We start from the raw sequence: 18,828 nt of genomic DNA, 5'->3' as shown, positions 1-18,828 counted from the left end.
AGCAACCGGAATGGGTTCGGTTCGCGTAGCCATCGTCGGCGTGGGCAACTGCGCCGCCTCGCTGGTCCAGGGCGTCGAGTACTACAAGGATGCCGATCCGGCCGGCAAGGTGCCCGGTCTGATGCACGTCCAGTTCGGCGACTACCACGTGCGGGACGTCGAGTTCGTCGCCGCCTTCGACGTCGACACGAAGAAGGTCGGCCTCGACCTCGCGGACGCCATCGGCGCCAGCGAGAACAACACCATCAAGCTCTGCGACGTGCCGACCTCCGGTGTCACCGTCCAGCGCGGCCACACCCACGACGGTCTCGGCAAGTACTACCGCCAGACCATCGAGGAGTCGGCCGAGGCCCCGGTCGACGTCGTCCAGGTCCTCAAGGACCGCGAGGTCGACGTTCTCGTCTGCTACCTGCCCGTCGGCTCCGAGGTCGCTGCGAAGTTCTACGCGCAGTGCGCCATCGACGCCAAGGTCGCGTTCGTCAACGCTCTGCCGGTCTTCATCGCCGGCACCAAGGAGTGGGCGGACAAGTTCACCGAGGCCGGTGTCCCGATCGTCGGCGACGACATCAAGTCGCAGGTCGGCGCCACCATCACGCACCGTGTGATGGCGAAGCTCTTCGAGGACCGGGGCGTCATCCTGGACCGCACGATGCAGCTGAACGTCGGCGGCAACATGGACTTCAAGAACATGCTCGAGCGCGAGCGCCTGGAGTCCAAGAAGATCTCCAAGACGCAGGCCGTCACCTCCCAGATCCGGGACCGTGAGCTCGGCGAGAACAACGTCCACATCGGCCCGTCGGACTATGTCGCGTGGCTGGACGACCGCAAGTGGGCGTACGTGCGCCTTGAGGGCCGCGCCTTCGGTGACGTTCCGCTGAACCTGGAGTACAAGCTCGAGGTCTGGGACTCCCCGAACTCCGCCGGTGTCATCATCGACGCCCTCCGCGCCGCGAAGATCGCCAAGGACCGCGGCATCGGTGGCCCGATCCTCTCCGCGTCCTCGTACTTCATGAAGTCCCCGCCGGTCCAGTACTTCGACGACGAGGCCCGCGAGAACGTCGAGAAGTTCATCCGCGGCGAGGTCGCCAACTGACGCAGCCGGACACGGCACGTCCACACGGCCGGGTGCGGAGCGACAACGTTCCTCCCTTTCCGCACTGTTGAGGGTCCCCGGGCAATCTGCCCGGGGACCCTCAACGTATGTGACCCTTGATCACATGGCCGTCGTGGGTGATCTGCGCGTTCTTCTACGCCTTCGGAACTTCCGTCGTCTGCTGGCCGTACGACTTCTCTCCCAGTCGGCCGACGGTGTCTTCCAGGTGGCGCTGGCGGCCCACGTCGTCTTCTCACCGGAGAAGCAGGCTTCGGCAGGGGCCATCGCCTCCGCGATGGCGGTGCTGCTGCTGCCCTACTCGCTCATCGGCCCCTTTGCCGGCGTCCTGCTGGACCGCTGGCCGCGCCGCCAGGTCTTTCTCTACGGGAACCTGCTGCGCGCCGCGCTCGCCGGCTGCACGGCGCTCCTCATCCTCGGCTCCGTACCCGACTGGCTCTTCTACGCCTCGGCGCTGTGCGTCACCGGGGTCAACCGCTTCGTCCTGGCCGGCCTATCGGCCGCGCTGCCGCGTGTTGTCGACAGCGACCGGCTGGTGCTGGCCAACTCGCTCTCACCGACCGCCGGGACACTCGCGGCCACGGCGGGCGGCGGCCTCGCCTTCGTCGTACGGCTACTGCTCGCGGACTCCGATGCCGCGGTGGTCCTGCTGGGCGCGGTGCTCTATCTCGCTTCGGCGCTGGCCTCTCTGACCCTTGCCACCGGACTTCTGGGGCCGGATCGGGACGGAGACCGGGTCGAGCTGAGAAAGGCCCTGGCCACCACCGCACGGGGACTGGTCGAAGGGTTGCGCCATCTGGCCGAGCGGAGGCGGGCCACCCGGGTTCTGGCCGTCATGACCGTGATGCGCTTCTGCTACGGAGCGCTGACCGTGATGGTGCTGATGCTGTGCCGGTACGCCTGGACCGACAGCGAATCCGAAGGTCTGGCCCTCCTCGGACTGGCTGTGGTGGTCTCCGGTGCGGGGTTCTTCGCCGCGGCCGTGCTGACGCCCTGGGCGGTGGGGCTGCTCGGCCGGTTCCGCTGGATGGCGGTGTGCGCGGCAGGTGCCGCCACCCTCGAACCCGCACTGGGGCTGTGGTTCGTCCCCGCACCGATGCTGGTCGCGGCGTTCGTTCTCGGGCTGGTCACCCAGGGAGCGAAGATCACGACCGACACAGTGGTACAGACTGCGGTGGAGGACTCCTTCCGCGGCCGGGTCTTCTCCCTGTACGACGTGCTGTTCAACGTCGCTTTTGTGGGAGCCGCCGCAGTCTCCGCCCTGATGCTGCCTCCCGACGGGCGATCGGTCGCGGTGGTGATCGGTGTGGCAGTTCTCTATGCGGTCGTCGCAGTGCTGATGTTCCGGTGGGAGCGCACCGAAGAGGCTCGCTAGTGCCGCTGCAGGCAACGTTTACCCGTCAAGGAGCGGCGTCCGGGGCGCGCTCTCGGCATGCCGGACGGAAGCCCTCGTACTGGACCGGACTTGAGCTTTCGTCCGATGCGGCGAGAGTGCGTGCCGGGCGTCGCGACGGGGCGAACGCTGCCTGCCGCGGCACTGGCCTCCCGGGCACCGCAGAGCGAAGGGCGCTGTTTCACGTGAAACAGCGCCCTTCGTCGGGGCGGAGCGAGGAACGGGGGCATGTTTCACGTGAAACATGCCCCCGTTCCTCATGTCGCAGGCCGGCCTCCAGCAGCCTCAGCCCTGCGCGGCCCACCACTCCTTGAGCTTCTTGACCGCCATGCCGTGCTCCATCGGGCCGTGCTCCAGGCGCAGCTCCAGCAGGAACGCGTACGCCTTGCCGATCACTGGCCCGGGACCGATACCCAGGATCTTCATGATCTCGTTGCCGTCCAGGTCGGGGCGGATGGCATCCAGCTCCTCCTGTTCCTGCAACTGCGCAATGCGCTCCTCAAGCCCGTCGTAGGTCCGCGAGAGGGCGGCGGCCTTGCGCTTGTTCCGCGTGGTGCAGTCCGAGCGGGTCAGTTTGTGCAGCCGCTCCAGCAGGGGGCCGGCGTCACGCACGTAACGCCGGACCGCGGAGTCCGTCCACTCACCGTCGCCGTAGCCGTGGAAGCGCAGATGAAGCTCCACCAGCTTCGAGACGTCCTTGACCATGTCGTTGGAGTACTTGAGCGCGGTCATCCTCTTCTTGACCATCTTGGCGCCCACCACTTCATGGTGATGGAACGAGACGCGCCCGTCCTTCTCGAAGCGTCGTGTCCTCGGCTTCCCGATGTCATGGAGGAGAGCGGCAAGGCGCAGAACCAGATCGGGACCGTCCTGCTCCAGGTCGATCGCCTGCTCCAGGACGGTCAGCGAATGCTCGTAGACGTCCTTGTGACGGTGATGCTCGTCACTTTCCAGGCGCAGCGCGGGAAGCTCCGGCAGTACCTGCTGCGCCAGCCCGGTGCCGACGAGCAGCGCCAGACCCTTGCGGGGGTGGGTGGAGAGCAGCAGCTTGTTGAGTTCCTCCCTGACCCGCTCTGCGGAGACGATCTCGATGCGTCCGGCCATCTCTGTCATCGCGGAGACCACATCGGGAGCGACATCGAAGTCCAGCTGAGCCGCGAACCGGGCGGCGCGCAGCATGCGCAGCGGATCGTCGGAGAACGACTCCTCGGGGGTTCCGGGGGTGCGCAGAACGCGCTCCGCCAGGTCCTTCAGACCACCGTGCGGATCGATGAATTCCTTCTGCGGAAGTGCGACGGCCATCGCGTTGACCGTGAAGTCACGGCGGACGAGATCTTCCTCGATGGAGTCGCCGTAGGACACCTCGGGCTTGCGCGAGGTCCTGTCGTACGCCTCCGACCTGTAGGTGGTGACTTCGATCTGGTAGCCGTCCTTCTGGGCGCCCACGGTGCCGAAGGCGATCCCGACCTCCCACACCGAGTCGGCCCACGGCCGGACGATCTTCAGTACGGCCTCGGGGCGGGCGTCGGTCGTGAAGTCCAGGTCGTTCCCGAGCCGACCGAGAAGCGCGTCCCGGACCGAGCCGCCGACCAGAGCGAGACTGAACCCGGCATCCTGGAAACGGCGAGCGAGGTCGTCGGCGACCGGGGACACCCGCAGCAGTTCGCTGACTGCGCGGTGCTGCACCTGGGTCAGGGCACGGGAGCTGTCTTCATTGGCGTTCGACACAACAGAAAAGGGTACGTGCCCGGACCGGCCCGGTCGCCCTGGTTTCGTCCCGCCCTGCAAGACTCTTCCGATCATGTAGCGAGCTCCCCAGCACTTGGCACCCGCGCACATCGTTACCATGCGTGGACGCAACAACCGACAACCATCGACACCAGCTGACGACGACGAGGGACGGGTAAGCGCGTGGCCGAGGCGGCAGACATTCAGGAGATCGGTCCCTCTCCTGCCCGCCGGTGGCTGCGGCGCACAGCCACCCTGCTCATCGGGGCGCCGCTCGTCGCGGCGCTGCTGTCCGGACCGACCGCATCCGCGGCGCAGACCGACGGGACCGGCAAGGCCCCCACCGGGGACGGAACGGTCGACGTGTCCCTGAACAGCCTGGCTCCGAGCGCGCCGGTCAAGGGGGACACCCTGACCATTTCCGGCACCGTGACCAACCGGGGCAAGGACACGGTCACGGGGGCCACGGTCGACCTGCGGGTGGGCCCGGAGCTCCGCAGCCGGACGGAGATCGACGCCGCCGCCAAGCGCACCGACTATGTGCAGGGCAGCGATCCCGCCCCGCTCGGCGGCAAGTACACGGTGAAGTTCGCGAAGCTCCCCTCCGGGATCAGCCAGGACTTCACGCTGTCCGTCCCGGTCGGCAAACTGGGGCTCGGCGACGACGGCGTATACCAGCTCGGTGTCTCGCTGTCCGGGCAGACCTCCCGGGCCCAGTACGACCAGGTGCTGGGGATCGAACGCACCTTCCTGCCCTGGCAGGAAGAGGAGCGTGACACCAGGACGAAGGTCACCTATCTCTGGCCGCTGATCGCACCGGCCCATGTCACCGCCGAGACGGGCACCGACGACCAGCAGACACCGGTATTCGCGGACGACGAGCTGGCAGCCGAGCTGGCGCCGGGCGGACGGCTCGAACAGCTGGTCTCACTGGGCAGCCAGCTGCCGGTGACCTGGGTGATCGACCCGGAGCTGCTGGCCAGTGTCGATGCGATGACCGGGAACTACCGCGTCAAGTCCGGCGACACCACCGTCGCCGGGAAGAACCAGGACATCGCCAAGAAGTGGCTCACCTCGCTCGAGGCCGCGGTCTCGGACGGGAAGGTGGTCGCGCTGCCGTTCGCCGACCCCGATCTGGCATCCATCGCGCACCGCGGCAAAACCGTCTCCGGCACTCTCAGCCACCTTCAGACCGCTACCGAAGCGGCCGGGACGACGGTGCAGACCATTCTCCATGTGAAGCCGTCGACCGACTTCGCCTGGCCCGTCGACGGGGCGATCGACCCGTCGATCGTCGATGTCGCCACCTCGGCCGGGGCCCACAAGGTGATCGCCCGCAGCGACAGCCTCCAGGAGACCGGCAATCTGCAGTACACGCCGACCGCTGCCCGGCCGATCGGCGGCGGCACCACCGCGGTCGTCGCCGACGCCCGGCTCTCCACGGCCTTCCAGGGCGACATGTCGAAGGCGGAGGACTCCACCCTCGCCGTACAGAAGTTCCTCGCTCTGACTCTCGCCCTGACCGAACAGGACACGGACATCGAGCGGAGCATCGTCGTCGCTCCGCAGCGAATGCCCACCGCGACCCAGGCTCAGTCGATGGCCAGTGCCCTGCACGGACTCGACGACGAACGCTGGACACAGCCTCTCGGGCTGGTGGAAGCGGCCGCCGCGAAGCCCGACGCGAACGCGACGACCAGCGTCCCCAAGGCCTCCCAGTACCCGAAGAAGCTCCGCAAGCAGGAGCTGCCCACTCAGGCTTTCCAGGACATCAAGTCCACCCAGTCCTCGCTGAACAACTTCCAGGTCATCCTGACCCAGCCCGAGCGGGTGGTGACCCCCTTCGGCAATGCGCTCAACCGGTCCATGTCGACGTCGTGGCGCGGCAGGCCGCTGGAGGCCCAGCAGTACCGGGACTCGGTCCGCAGCTATCTGCAGGACCTCGTCGGCGAGGTCCAGCTCATCTCGAAGTCGGACGTCACCCTGTCCGGCCGCAGCGCCACGATCCCGGTGACGGTGCAGAACAGGCTGCTGCAGGGCGTGGACCATCTCGTCCTCCGGCTGAAGTCGGAGAACGCGACACGTCTCAAGCTGGACGACGGCGGGGCCGTGGCGGAGCAGCCGGTCCAGATCGGCGCCGGCCACAGCCAGTCCGTGAAGTTCGACGCGTCGGCCAACGTCAACGGCCAGGCGCAGATGACGGCGCAGCTCTACACGGAGGACGGCACGCCGTACGGCGGAGAGATGACCTTCACGGTGAAGGTCTCCGAGCTCACGCCGACCGTGCTGCTGGTCATCGCCGGCGGGCTGCTGCTTCTGGTCCTCGCGGGCATCAGGATGTACACCCACCGCAAGCGCACCAACGCGGGCGGCGCCAACGGGGACGACGGCGGTGAACCCGAGCAGCCGAGTGACCCGACTCCGGACACCGGTCCGGAAAACGGGGAGCCGTCGGCCCCGGGTGAGAAAGTGGAACGTTGAGCGATGTCTGTCGTGGCCGGTCGGCCGGGGACGATGAGGTGGGGTTTCGATGAACGCACCGTACGACGGTGACCGCGGTCAGGGTGCGGGCGGAGCCGTGCCTTCCGGCGGGCCTCCGATGCCCCCAGGGCCTGGCCAGGTCCCGCAGATGCCCGATCCGTACCTGCAGGACGCCTACGACCGCGATCCCTACCGCGCCCAGGATCTGTCCGTCCAGGACCCGGTGGCCGAGGCGCTGTACGACCGTGCCGCGCACCCGCCGCCGCCCGCGGGCACCTACCAGCAGCCGCAACCGCTCTACCAGCAGCCACCCGCTGCCCAGTACCCGCCCGATCCCCGCATCTGGGCGCAGACCCCGCCCCCCGAGCCCGACGGCCCGTCGCGGCATCTGCCGTACGGCGACCGTCAGGGAACCACGCAGTTCGTCGGGGTGGACGACCTCGTCAGTTCGTCGTCCCGGGACGACGGGCAGCCGGATGCCTTCGCACACCTCCTCCGGGACCAGGAGGGCCCGGCCGGGGCCGCCCCCGTACCTCAGGAGCCCGAGCCGGCCCCGGCACCCGCGCCGCCCAAGGCAGGCGGCCGGGCCTCCGGGCTGCTGAAGTCCAGCGCGCTGATGGCGGCGGGCACGCTCGTGTCCCGCCTCACCGGATTCGTCCGCAGCCTCGTGATCACCGCCGCGCTCGGTGCCACGCTGCTCGGCGACAGCTTCACCATCGCCTACACCCTGCCCACGATGATCTACATCCTCACCGTGGGCGGCGGCCTGAACTCGGTCTTCGTGCCCCAGCTCGTCCGTTCCATGAAGGACGACGAGGACGGCGGCGAGGCCTACGCCAACCGGCTGCTGACTCTCGTCATGGTCGCGCTCGGTGTGATCGTCGCGATCGCGGTCTTCGCCGCTCCATGGCTGATTCACATGATGTCGCCGACGATCGCCAACGACACGGCGGCCAACAGCGTCGCCGTGACCTTCGCCCGGTACTGCCTGCCGACCATCTTCTTCATGGGCGTGCACGTCGTGATGGGCCAGATCCTCAACGCCCGCGGCAAGTTCGGCGCGATGATGTGGACCCCGGTCCTCAACAACATCGTGATGATCTTCACGTTCGGCATGTTCATCTGGGTCTACGGCACGTCCGCCGAGTCCCAGATGGGCGTCGAGACCATTCCGCCGGAGGGCGTCCGGCTCCTGGGTATCGGCACGCTGCTCGGCCTGGTCGTGCAGGCCCTGGCCATGATCCCGTACCTGCGCGAGGCCGGCTTCCGTTTCCGCCCGCGCTTCGACTGGAAGGGACACGGGCTCGGCAAAACGATCAAGCTGGCCAAGTGGACCGTCTTGTTCGTCCTGGCCAACCAGGCGGGGGTGCTCGTCGTCACACAGCTCGCAACCTCTGCGGGCAAACTGTCCGGCAAGGACGGCACCGGCTTCCTCGCCTACTCCAATGCCCAGCTCATCTGGGGCATGCCCCAGGCGATCATCACCGTGTCGGTCATGGCGGCCCTGCTGCCCCGCATCTCCCGTGCCGCCCACGACGACGACCCGGGCGCCGTCCGCGACGACATCTCCCAGGGACTGCGGAACTCGGCCGTGGCGATCGTGCCGGTAGCCTTCATGTTCCTCGCCCTCGGCCTGCCGATGTGCACCCTCCTGTACGCCTCCGCAGGCACCGAAGCGGCCCGGTCCATGGGATTCATCCTCATGGCCTTCGGGCTCGGTCTGATCCCGTACTCCGTGCAGTACGTGGTGCTGCGAGGCTTCTACGCGTACGAGGACACCCGCACGCCCTTCTACAACACGGTCATCGTCGCCGCGGTCAACGCGGCCGCCTCGGCCCTCTGCTACGTGATCCTGCCGGCCGAGTGGGTCGTGGTCGGCATGGCCGCCTCGTACGGCCTCGCCTACGCCGTCGGCGTGGGCGTCGCCTGGCGACGGCTGCGCAACCGCCTGGGCGGAGATCTGGACGGTGCCCATGTCGTACGCACCTACGCCCGGCTCTGCCTGGCCGCGGTCCCGGCGGCGGTGCTCGGCGGCGGAGTGGGCTTCGCCGTCCTCAAGGGCCTCGGCGAGGGCGCCTTCGGTTCGCTCATCGCTCTGATCTGCGGTGGGGCCGTGCTGCTGGGCGTCTTCTTCGTCGCCGCCAAGAGGATGCGGATCGAGGAGATCAACGGCATGGTCGGCATGGTCCGAGGGCGCCTCGGTCGCTGACGAACAGCAGCCGCACAACCATCACTGCCCCTTGCGTGTCGTGCATAGCGCCGGAGTGTGGGCACAATTGGCGTGACTGTGCAGAGCTGGCTGGCATCGCGCAACGGATGGGGAGGCAGGAACGACGGTGGCGGAACGTAGCACGGCTGCCGTCGACGTGGCCGACAACAGCGGTGATGAACCGCTGGCCGCCAAGGCGGACGAGGCCACGACCGACGGAACAGCGGAAGCTCAGGACACCACAGGCACGAAGCCGCAGGACACGGATGGTGAACGCATCGGTCCCGAGGCCACTCTGCCGACCCCTGATCTGCACAGCGGGCACAAACTTGCCAGACGCTACCGGCTCGAGGAGTGCGTCACCCGTCTGGACGGCTTCAGCAGCTGGCGCGCAGTCGACGAGAAGCTGCGCCGCGCGGTCGGCGTCCATCTTCTTCCGGCCGACCACCCGCGTGCCCGCTCCGTGCTGGCCGCCGCCCGCTCCTCCGCACTGCTCGGTGACCCACGCTTCGTGCAGGTCCTCGACGCGGTGGAGGAGGACGACCTCGTCTACGTCGTCCACGAATGGCTTCCCGACGCCACCGAGCTCACCTCCCTGCTGGCCTCCGGGCCGATGGAGGCGCACGACGCGTACCAGCTCGTCAGCCAGGTCTCCCAGGCCATGGCGGCAGCGCACCGAGAGGGCCTCGCGCATCTGAGGCTCACTCCGGGGGCGGTGCTGCGCAGCTCGACCGGGCAGTACAGAATCCGCGGCCTCGCGGTGAACGCCGCCCTGCGCGGCATCACCTCCGACGGCCCCCAGCGGGCGGACACCGAGGCGATCGGCGCCCTGCTCTACGCCGCGCTGACCCAGCGCTGGCCGTACGAGAACGACGCGTACGGCCTGCCCGGGCTACCCAAGGGCGTGGGGCTGATCGCCCCCGACCAGGTGCGGGCCGGCGTCCACCGCGGCCTCTCCGAGCTCGCCATGCGCGCGCTGGCCAACGACGGTGCCACCGCCTCCCGGCAGGAGCAGCCGTGCACCACGCCGGACGAGCTGGCCAAGGCCGTCGCCGCGATGCCCCGCATCCGTCCTCCGGAGCCCGCCTTCACGGCGCCGCCCGAGTACCAGCGCACGACCTACCAGCAGGGTTCCTACGGGCGTCCGCCGACCGGGCCCGCCGCCACGCAGCCCACGATCGCCGTACCCCCCTCACCGCTCCAGACCCGCACCGGCAAGGCCCTCAAGTGGGCCGTTTCCGCACTGCTCATCGCCGCGCTGGGCCTTGGCAGCTGGCAGCTGGCCGAGACGCTGCTCGACCACCGCAACGACCCGGGTGGCCCCGGCAGCACACAGACCAACCCGAAAAACGGTGACGAAGGCAAGAAGGAGCCCACGGGCCAACTGCTCACGGTCAAGGACGCGGTCGAGTACTTTCCGGATGGAAAGGCACAGCACCCCGACGACGTCCACCTGACGTATGACGGCGACAGCACGACGTACTGGCGGTCCAAGAGCTTCATAGACGGTCCCAAATTGGCTCCCTTCAAACAGGGCGTCGGCATCGTGTATGAACTCCATTCTGCTCAGTTCATTTCGTCAGCCTCCGTAAAACTTCAATTCGGTGGCGATCACACCACCGCCTCGCTCTACGCGGCCGACTCTCTCAACTCATCAACGCCGCTGACGTCGATGAAGAAAATCGCAACGACCGAGACGATCGGCACAGAAGCGAAACTGCAAACGAAGAACCCGGTAAAGACCCGGTTCGTTCTCGTATGGCTTACCGACATGCCAAATTCACCCGCCGATCAGTACAGTGGAGCAGGCTACAAACAAGCCATCACCGATGTGAAATTCATGGGCTGACTACCGGGTCATCACACTCGAACCCCCTATTCGTCGATGCCGCACATTCTCCATAAACCCAAACCTCGAGCGGGCGGCGCCGCAAGCCCCTCAGCCCCCAGAAACACATGGTGTCGCCATAAATCATCCGCAAGAGATGATCTGCCTCGGAGAAGCGAGCAAACCGCTTCCCAGGGCGTTCTCCGAGAGACCAGAGGCGGTGACGGTCACAGATAGGCCATATCCTGCCCGTCGAATACGAAGCCAACTACCGAACTCACGAAACCCCAGGTCAAAAACATAATCTGAGATCTCTACCGAACCCGGGGCGGTTCACGGGCAGCAGGTGTCGGGTTATCTCCTGCAGGATTTCGGCGAGGGCTGTGGCCAGGCGGTCAGGGGAAAAGGCCGCCTGCGCGGTGACCTGGCGGCGGGCGATGCGGAGGCTGCGGATGAAGGAGATCCGGTCGGCGTCGAGTTGGGTGACGTCCGCGGTGTCGTGCATCAGGCTGCGAATGGCGTAGTGGACCAGCAGGTGGCCCCAGACTTCGTGCTCCACGCCGTCGGGCGAGCGGGAGCGCAGGACCTGGGCGGGACCGCGCTGGTGGGTCTTCAGCTCGTCCAGCGTGGTCTCGATCTCCCACCGCTCGTGGTAGAAGGCGGCCGGGGCGGCCTCGGGGTCGAGGTTCGTGGCGATCAGCGGGTAGGGGACAGCCTGTTCGGGAAAACCTGTGCCGTGAAGTGCGTACTCGACGACCCGCACGGGCGTGGGGTATGCGCGCTTACGGTCCTTCGCGACGACGATCTCCGACAGGTAGGAGTTGTCGGGAAGTTCCGCGCGCGCCGACAGGATCTGATGCGAGCGAATCCGCCACAGCAGGTCCGCGCCGCCGGCCGAGCCCGCCCGCCACCGCTCCACCCCGGTGAACCAAAGGTCGGCCAGCAACAGATCCCCCTCGCCGAGATGACCGAACAGCCCACGAGCCAGGGCCGGTTCGGAGGACGACAGCGGCACCAGGGCGGCGGTGATGGCGTGGGTGCCGCACTCGGCCAGCGCCACCATCCGCACCTGCGGATACGCGCGCCGCTCGGTGCGATGGGTCTTCGGCCGCCCGAAGTGCGCGGCATGCAGCTCGCTGCACGGCACATCGAAGACCGTGCCGTAGACCGCCACCAGCCCACCACCGCCCATACCGGGCACCTCGGGTCTCCTCGGTCGCCAACGGCTGGGCAACCTCGGCGAACAGCGCCTTCAAAGGCTCCGGCCCCAGCTTCACCCGCGCCCGCGAGATCGCCGCCGTACTCGGCACCTGCCACGAGCCCGATCAGCGCTTCGCCCAGGTCAGACCCTGCGTGAGCAGCCGCGCGACCTCCTCATGGCCCTGCCCCGAGAACAGGGCACATCGCCAGCACGAAATAGACCACCACCCGCGGCGTCAGCAGCCGAGTGCGCAGGCCAGAACGGCCGCACTCAGCGACCCCCCGGTCCACCAGATCCGGCGAAAACGTGCGTGTCAGCAGTCATTGGTATTGTGTTCAGCCTCGATATCGGCACCGATTTCCAAGCCTTGGACGACCCACTTCGCGAAAGCCCGAGGTTAAGGTACTTTTAGGCATTTAGGGGTACCGCGTGGTTGCTGAATCCTTAAAACCCGACTCTAGCGACTCAGACCTCCTCGCTCGCCATGTGGCCGGCGAACCGGACGCCTTCGGTGAGCTTGTACGGCGCCACCGCGACCGGCTGTGGGCCGTGGCGATACGGACCCTGGGCGACCGAGAGGAAGCCGCGGACGCCGTCCAGGACGCGCTTGTCTCCGCCTTCCGGGCCGCCCACACCTTCCGCGGCCAGTCCGCCGTCACCACTTGGCTGCACCGCATCACCGTCAACGCCTGCCTTGATCGGGTCCGCAAAGCGGCCACCCGTAGAAGCGCGCCGGTCGACGACACCGAACGGTTCGAGCAACTCCTCGAACCGCATGAATCCGCCGAGGCACCGGCGGAGCGCCAAGACCTCCACCGTGAGCTCCTGGCCGCACTCGCCACTCTCCCCGCCGAGCAACGGGCCGCACTCGTCCTCGTGGACATGCAGGGTTACCCCGTGGCCGAGGCGGCACGCATCCTCGACGTACCGACAGGCACCGTGAAGAGCCGCTGTGCGCGAGGGCGGGCCCGGCTGGCCCCTCTGCTCACTCACCTCCGCAGTGAGGTCGCGGGAACCGACGGGACAGCCACGAAAAGGAACCGGACGCCGCACGCATCCGTCCCAGCGGCATCGGGGCCGAGAGACGCAAGCACAAGCGATCCCGCTGCAGTGAAGGGCGGAGGTGGGCGCACATGACATCAACGACCGACACGACCCAGCATCCGGAAGTCACGGAGATCTCCGACCTGACGGAGGGGCTGCTCCCACCGTCACGCGCGGCAGAGGTGCGCGACCATGTGGACGGCTGCGAACTCTGCGATGAGGTCCATGCCTCTCTGACAGAGATCCGCGAACTGCTCGGCACCGTACCCATACCGCAGCGCATGCCGGACGATGTGGTGGACCGCATCGATGCCGCCCTCGCCACCGAAACGGCTCTCGTTGCCACGACACCACATGACTCGGTGCCCGATTCACCGAACCCGGCACATGTTTCACGTGAAACAGAACCGCCGACCACCCAGAAGCCGGGCGCCGAGCCCAGCCCCTCGGACCGTCCCGCCGGGCGTCCCCGGGCGACCACCGGCCCCGGCCGCCGCCCGGCCCGGCGCCGCCGCCGCACGGCCGTGCTCGGAGCTGCTCTCGGCGCAGCCGTGGTCGGCGTGAGCGTCCTCATCCTGCAGAGCGTCCAGCCGTCCCAGGATTCCGCGAGCCTCAAGGCGGCGGACCACAGGGCCGGCTCCGCGGAGGGCGGCGGCTCGGACTTCTCGGAGTCCACGCTCGAAGGCCAGGTACAAAAGCTGCTCACGAGCACGGGTGCAAAGCCGTCGAGGTCGACAGATGGGGCGGGGGCCGAGAAACAGGCTCCGTCCGTCGAGTCGCATTCGACACCGAAGAGCACCTCGGCCGGGTCCGAGTCGCCCCAGGCGCCACTGCGCGCACCCAGCGTGTCCGTTCCGCCCTGTGTCGAGCAGGGCACCGGCCGCAACGCCGCCGCCCTCGCAGTGGAAGAGGGCACGTACGAGGGCACGGACGCCTTCCTCGTCGTTCTGCCGCACCCGTCCGACGCGACCCGCGTACAGGCGTACGTCGTCGACGCGGCCTGCGTCCGGGAAAGCCCCTCGGGCAAGGGGGAACTCCTGCTGACCCGCACCTACGCGCGCCCCTGAGCACCACGCCGGACGCCGCCCCGGCACGGCGGGGAATGCATCCCCCGTAGGATCCGTTGGGTGGGGTGAGAGTCGTTGAACCGGCTCCCCAGTAGGCGTGGACAGTAGGCAGTCTGCAGAGACGAGGAAGAAACCCGTGAGCGACGTCCGTAATGTGATCATCATCGGCTCCGGCCCCGCGGGCTACACGGCCGCCCTTTACACCGCACGCGCCTCTCTGAAGCCGCTGGTGTTCGAGGGTGCCGTCACCGCCGGTGGCGCGCTGATGAACACCACCGACGTGGAGAACTTCCCGGGCTTCCAGGACGGGATCATGGGCCCCGAGCTCATGGACAACATGCGCGCCCAGGCCGAACGCTTCGGTGCCGAACTCGTCCCCGACGATGTCATCTCCGTGGACCTCGCCGGAGACATCAAGACGGTCACCGACACGGCCGGCACGGTACACCGCGCCAAGGCCGTCATCGTGACGACCGGCTCCCAGCACCGCAAGCTCGGCCTGCCGAACGAGGACGCCCTCTCCGGACGCGGCGTCTCCTGGTGCGCCACCTGTGACGGCTTCTTCTTCAAGGACCAGGACATCGCCGTGGTCGGCGGCGGCGACACCGCGATGGAAGAGGCGACCTTCCTCTCCCGCTTCGCCAAGTCGGTCACCATCGTCCATCGTCGCGACACGCTGCGCGCGTCCAAGGCGATGCAGGAGCGTGCCTTCGCCGACCCGAAGATCAAGTTCGCCTGGGACAGCGAGGTCGCCGAGGTGCACGGCGACCAGAAGCTGTCCGGTCTGACCCTTCGGAACACCAAGACCGGCGAGACGTCCGAGCTCGCCGTGACCGGCCTGTTCATCGCGGTGGGCCACGACCCTCGCACCGAGCTCTTCAAGGGCCAGCTCGACCTCGACGACGAGGGCTACCTCAAGGTCGATGCCCCCTCGACGCGTACCAACCTGACCGGTGTCTTCGGCGCCGGTGATGTCGTCGACCACACCTACCGGCAGGCCATCACCGCTGCCGGTACCGGCTGCTCGGCCGCACTCGACGCCGAGCGCTTCCTCGCCGCGCTCGCCGACGACGAGAAGGCCGCTGCGGCCGCCGTCTGACTCACGCCTCTCACCCCACACACCCCAAGAAGTTAAGGAGGTCGCCGTGGCCGGCGCCCTGAAGAACGTGACCGACGACTCCTTCGACGAGGTCGTCCTGAAGAGCGAGAAGCCCGTGCTGGTGGACTTCTGGGCCGCCTGGTGCGGCCCGTGCCGTCAGATCGCCCCGTCGCTGGAGGCCATCGCTGCCGAGCACGGCGACCAGATCGAGATCGTCAAGCTCAACATCGACGAAAACCCGGCCACGGCCGCCAAGTATGGCGTCATGTCCATCCCGACCCTGAACGTCTACAAGGGCGGCGCAGTCGCGAAGACCATCGTCGGCGCCAAGCCGAAGGCCGCGATCCTCCGCGACCTCGACGACTTCCTCGGCTGAGTAGGACCACAGCTCGTTGTTTCACGTGAAACGGGCCCATCCCTGGGGGATGGGCCCGTTTCACGTTCTGATGGACTCCCGGATCACAACGGCCTCAGCGCCGGTTCCTTCTGCACCGCCCCCAGCAGCCGGTCCAGTGCCAGTTCGACGTCTTCCTTCCAGGACAGCGTCGTACGCAGTTCCAGTCTCAGCCGCGGATGAACGGGATGCGGTCGTACGGTCTTGAAGCCGACCGCCAGCAGATGATCTGCAGGAAGCACACAGGCTGGCTCCTTCCACCGGGCATCACCGAACGCCTCGATCGCTTTGAACCCCCGGCGCAGCAGATCCTTGGCAACCGTCTGCACCATGACCCGGCCCAGCCCCTGCCCCCGGTAGCCCGGCACTATCCAGGCCGTCATCAGCTGGACGGCGTCGGGGGAGACAGGGCTGGTGGGAAACGCGGTCGAACGCGGCACATAGGCCGGCGGCGCATAGAGAACGAAACCCACCGGCACATCGTCGACATAGACCACCCGGCCGCACGACCCCCACTCCAGGAGAACGGCCGAGATCCAGGCCTCCTTCTCCAGTCCGGGTCTCCCCGCCTTCACCGCAGCTTCCCCGCTGACCGGATCAAGCTCCCAGAACACACACGAGCGGCAGTGTCTGGGGAGATCGGAAAGATTGTCCAGGGTGAGCGGTACGAGCCGACGCCCCATGAAGGCTGTTCCTCGCTTCCTTAGCCCGTCGCGTCGCATACGACAGTCAGTGCACTCCGTTCGAGGAGCAGGCCGCCGACGAATCCTCCGACAGCCCCAGGCCCAGCCCCACTGTCATCAGTCGGCTGCGACTCACTGATCGCATGGCCCTCCCTAACGAAGGTGGCTCAAGCCGGATGTGCCATACCAGAACGAATCGTATCCACCCAGGGAGGAAGCCGACACCGAGAGAAAGCAAAGGGCGGGCTGTGTTCCGGTAACCACCGGAACACAGCCCGCCCCACAGCCCCATCGGCAGGCTCAGCCCTCGTCGTCCTCAGCGGATGCCTCTGAGCACTCCCGGTCCAGCACACGCCCCTCACCCGGAGCCAGGCTGCCGAGAATGCGGTCCAGGTCCTCCATCGACGCGAACTCGACGACGATCTTCCCCTTCTTCTGACCGAGGTCGACCTTCACCCTGGTCTCGAAGCGGTCCGAGAGCCTGGTGGCAAGATCGGACAGTGCAGGCGACACCCGGCCGCCGGCCCGCGGTCCCTTGGACTTGGCAGGGCTCTTGGAATCAGAGCCCATGAGGGTCACGATCTCCTCGACCGCACGCACCGACAGCCCCTCGGCCACAATGCGATGAGCCAGCCTGTCCTGTTCCTCCGAGTCGTCCACGGACAGCAGCGCCCGCGCATGACCGGCGGACAGCACCCCGGCCGCCACCCTTCGCTGCACCGGAGCCGAAAGCCTCAGCAGTCGCAGCGTGTTCGACACCTGCGGCCGGGAACGCCCGATCCGGTCGGCCAGCTGGTCATGCGTGCACTTGAAGTCCTTGAGGAGCTGGTCGTACGCAGCCGCCTCTTCCAGCGGATTCAGCTGAGCCCGGTGAAGGTTCTCCAGGAGCGCGTCCAGCAGAAGCTTCTCGTCATCCGTGGCCCGGACGATAGCCGGAATCCGCTCCAGCCCCGCCTCCCGACAGGCCCTCCAGCGCCGCTCGCCCATGATGAGCTCATAGCGCTCCGGCCCCATCTTCCGCACGACAACGGGCTGGAGAAGGCCCACCTCCTTGATGGAGGTCACCAATTCCGCGAGTGCGTCCTCGTCGAACACTTCCCGCGGCTGGCGAGGGTTCGGCGTGATGGAGCCGAGAAGAACTTCGGCAAAATACGCCCCGGCTGGCCCCGCCGATTCGGCGACCGCTCCGGACTCCGCAACCGGCGCGCTCGGCTCCGGCACCGCCGGAGTGCCCGCGAGGCCAGCCACCTTAGCCGCAGCCACCCCTCGCTCCGCCGTCATCACAGGACCCGCCCCGGCAGAGGTCGATCCCATCCCTGTGGACGGCACCTGCTTCTCCTGCGGAGCGGCGGGGATCAAGGCACCCAGCCCACGCCCCAACCCTCTTCGACGCTCGCTCACTGAATCCCCTCCGAAATGCTCTGCTGGCTGTTCCCGTTGCCCATCGTCTGGGCATGCTGGGGCTCGTAGTGGACCCCGACGCCCCGCAGGGCGATCTCACGCGCTGCTTCGAGATATGACAGCGCCCCGCTGGAACCCGGGTCGTAGGTCAGTACGGTCTGCCCATAACTGGGCGCCTCCGAGATCCGCACCGATCGCGGAATGTTCGTCCGCAGCACCTCCTTGCCGAAGTGGCTGCGCACCTCCTCCGCGACCTGCGAAGCGAGCCTGGTCCTGCCGTCGTACATGGTGAGCAGGATCGTCGACACATGAAGATCGGGGTTGAGATGCCCCCGCACCAGGTCCACATTGCGCAGCAGCTGCCCCAGACCTTCCAGCGCGTAGTACTCGCACTGGATAGGGATCAGTACCTCTGCGCCGGCGACCAGGGCATTGACCGTCAGCAGGCCCAGCGAAGGCGGGCAGTCGATGAGGATGTAGTCCAACGGCTGCTCATATGCCTGGATCGCCCGCTGCAGTCGACTCTCCCGCGCCACCAGCGACACCAGCTCGATCTCCGCACCGGCGAGATCGATGGTGGCGGGGGCGCAGAAGAGGCCTTCGACGTCCGGTACGGGCTGAACCACCTCGGAGAGCGGCCTGCTGTCCACCAGGACGTCATAGATGGAGGGGACTTCGGCATGGTGATCGATCCCCAGAGCCGTAGAGGCGTTCCCCTGCGGGTCGAGGTCGACCACCAGAACCCGTGCGCCGTGAAGCGCTAGCGAGGCAGCAAGATTGACCGTCGTGGTCGTCTTGCCCACTCCGCCCTTCTGATTGGCCACCACCATGACGCGTGTCCGGTCAGGACGGGGCAGGCCCTCGCCGGCGCGGCCAAGGGCCTCAACCGCCAGCTGGGCCGCGCGACCGATGGGGGTGTCGTCCATCGGCGGCGGTGTTTCACGTGAAACACCCTCCCCCGCCGATTCGGTTCGGGGACCGGGGACCGGATCGGTCATCGGTCCCGCGATGTTGGCGTCGGACCGCAAGGATTCACTCTCCTCGACTTCAGGCTCGCAATGAACAGAGCCTGCCATGCTTTCGGGGTCGTGAACCAGCGAGGCCCGCTCTTCTGTGGATGAATCCACTTCTGTGGACAACTCCGTAGCCCTAACGGGCCTGCGATGCCGCGGCGCGGCAGTCGCGCGAC

The 18,828-nt window shown here is 67.5% G+C and carries 15 protein-coding genes; 9 read left to right on the top strand and 6 right to left on the bottom strand.

Features of this window, described 5'->3' with window-relative positions; translation table 11 throughout:
- Positions 1 to 10: 10 nt before the first annotated feature.
- Complete coding sequence (locus ACWCQ6_RS02600) at positions 11 to 1,093, top strand: inositol-3-phosphate synthase (protein WP_451084934.1); 1,083 nt, start codon at positions 11 to 13, stop codon at positions 1,091 to 1,093.
- A 124-nt stretch (positions 1,094 to 1,217) separates the two neighbouring features.
- Complete coding sequence (locus ACWCQ6_RS02595; protein ID WP_451084933.1) at positions 1,218 to 2,486, top strand: MFS transporter; 1,269 nt, start codon at positions 1,218 to 1,220, stop codon at positions 2,484 to 2,486.
- 303 nt (positions 2,487 to 2,789) lie between these two features.
- On the opposite strand, the gene ACWCQ6_RS02590 is transcribed toward ACWCQ6_RS02595, so the two are convergent.
- The gene (locus tag ACWCQ6_RS02590; protein WP_451084932.1) at positions 2,790 to 4,232 is read right to left on the bottom strand and encodes a CCA tRNA nucleotidyltransferase; all 1,443 of its coding nucleotides are present in this window, start codon (positions 4,230 to 4,232) and stop codon (positions 2,790 to 2,792) included.
- A 183-nt stretch (positions 4,233 to 4,415) separates the two neighbouring features.
- Here ACWCQ6_RS02590 and ACWCQ6_RS02585 point away from each other — a divergent pair, with 183 nt between their 5' ends.
- The 3 genes from ACWCQ6_RS02585 to ACWCQ6_RS02575 all read left to right on the top strand — a co-directional run bounded on the left by ACWCQ6_RS02585 (position 4,416) and on the right by ACWCQ6_RS02575 (position 10,771).
- Positions 4,416 to 6,713: a DUF6049 family protein gene (locus ACWCQ6_RS02585; protein ID WP_451084931.1), complete on the top strand. Its 2,298-nt coding sequence runs from the start codon at positions 4,416 to 4,418 to the stop codon at positions 6,711 to 6,713.
- Between the two features lie 49 nt (positions 6,714 to 6,762).
- On the top strand, positions 6,763 to 8,922 hold the full coding sequence (gene murJ, locus ACWCQ6_RS02580; protein ID WP_451084930.1) for a murein biosynthesis integral membrane protein MurJ: 2,160 nt from the start codon (positions 6,763 to 6,765) through the stop codon (positions 8,920 to 8,922).
- 127 nt (positions 8,923 to 9,049) lie between these two features.
- A complete protein-coding gene (locus ACWCQ6_RS02575; protein WP_451084929.1) occupies positions 9,050 to 10,771 on the top strand; it encodes a serine/threonine protein kinase in 1,722 nt (573 codons plus the stop codon).
- Between the two features lie 271 nt (positions 10,772 to 11,042).
- Here ACWCQ6_RS02575 and ACWCQ6_RS02570 read toward each other — a convergent pair whose 3' ends face one another.
- Both ACWCQ6_RS02570 and ACWCQ6_RS02565 read right to left on the bottom strand, forming a co-directional pair.
- Positions 11,043 to 11,942 carry an IS4 family transposase gene (locus ACWCQ6_RS02570; protein WP_451084951.1) on the bottom strand — a complete coding sequence of 300 codons (900 nt, stop codon included), beginning with the start codon at positions 11,940 to 11,942 and terminating at the stop codon, positions 11,043 to 11,045.
- Positions 11,943 to 12,124: 182 nt separating this feature from the next.
- Positions 12,125 to 12,241 carry a transposase domain-containing protein gene (locus tag ACWCQ6_RS02565; RefSeq protein WP_451084928.1) on the bottom strand — a complete coding sequence of 39 codons (117 nt, stop codon included), beginning with the start codon at positions 12,239 to 12,241 and terminating at the stop codon, positions 12,125 to 12,127.
- A gap of 139 nt (positions 12,242 to 12,380) precedes the next feature.
- Between ACWCQ6_RS02565 and sigM the strand changes: the two genes are divergently transcribed.
- The 4 genes from sigM (at position 12,381) to trxA (ending at position 15,537) form a co-directional block, all read left to right on the top strand.
- Entirely contained in the window at positions 12,381 to 13,088 is a 708-nt protein-coding gene (sigM, locus tag ACWCQ6_RS02560; RefSeq protein ID WP_451084927.1) for an RNA polymerase sigma factor SigM, read from the top strand.
- Entirely contained in the window at positions 13,085 to 14,062 is a 978-nt protein-coding gene (locus ACWCQ6_RS02555) for an anti-sigma factor family protein (RefSeq protein WP_451084926.1), read from the top strand. The genes sigM and ACWCQ6_RS02555 overlap by 4 nt, the downstream gene beginning before the upstream one ends.
- Positions 14,063 to 14,198: 136 nt before the next feature.
- Positions 14,199 to 15,161: a thioredoxin-disulfide reductase gene (trxB, locus tag ACWCQ6_RS02550; RefSeq protein WP_451084925.1), complete on the top strand. Its 963-nt coding sequence runs from the start codon at positions 14,199 to 14,201 to the stop codon at positions 15,159 to 15,161.
- A gap of 46 nt (positions 15,162 to 15,207) precedes the next feature.
- On the top strand, positions 15,208 to 15,537 hold the full coding sequence (gene trxA / locus ACWCQ6_RS02545) for a thioredoxin (protein WP_451084924.1): 330 nt from the start codon (positions 15,208 to 15,210) through the stop codon (positions 15,535 to 15,537).
- Between the two features lie 83 nt (positions 15,538 to 15,620).
- Here the strand turns inward: trxA and ACWCQ6_RS02540 are convergent, their stop codons facing one another.
- The 3 genes from ACWCQ6_RS02540 to ACWCQ6_RS02530 all read right to left on the bottom strand — a co-directional run bounded on the left by ACWCQ6_RS02540 (position 15,621) and on the right by ACWCQ6_RS02530 (position 18,715).
- Complete coding sequence (locus tag ACWCQ6_RS02540; protein ID WP_451084950.1) at positions 15,621 to 16,238, bottom strand: GNAT family N-acetyltransferase; 618 nt, start codon at positions 16,236 to 16,238, stop codon at positions 15,621 to 15,623.
- 300 nt (positions 16,239 to 16,538) lie between these two features.
- Complete coding sequence (locus tag ACWCQ6_RS02535) at positions 16,539 to 17,639, bottom strand: ParB/RepB/Spo0J family partition protein (protein ID WP_451084923.1); 1,101 nt, start codon at positions 17,637 to 17,639, stop codon at positions 16,539 to 16,541.
- Positions 17,636 to 18,715 carry a ParA family protein gene (locus tag ACWCQ6_RS02530; protein ID WP_451084949.1) on the bottom strand — a complete coding sequence of 360 codons (1,080 nt, stop codon included), beginning with the start codon at positions 18,713 to 18,715 and terminating at the stop codon, positions 17,636 to 17,638. The genes ACWCQ6_RS02535 and ACWCQ6_RS02530 overlap by 4 nt, the downstream gene beginning before the upstream one ends.
- Positions 18,716 to 18,828 lie beyond the last annotated feature (113 nt).

This window comes from Streptomyces sp. NPDC001880 (assembly GCF_053594575.1).
This window is presented reverse-complemented; position numbering and strand designations above follow the sequence as displayed.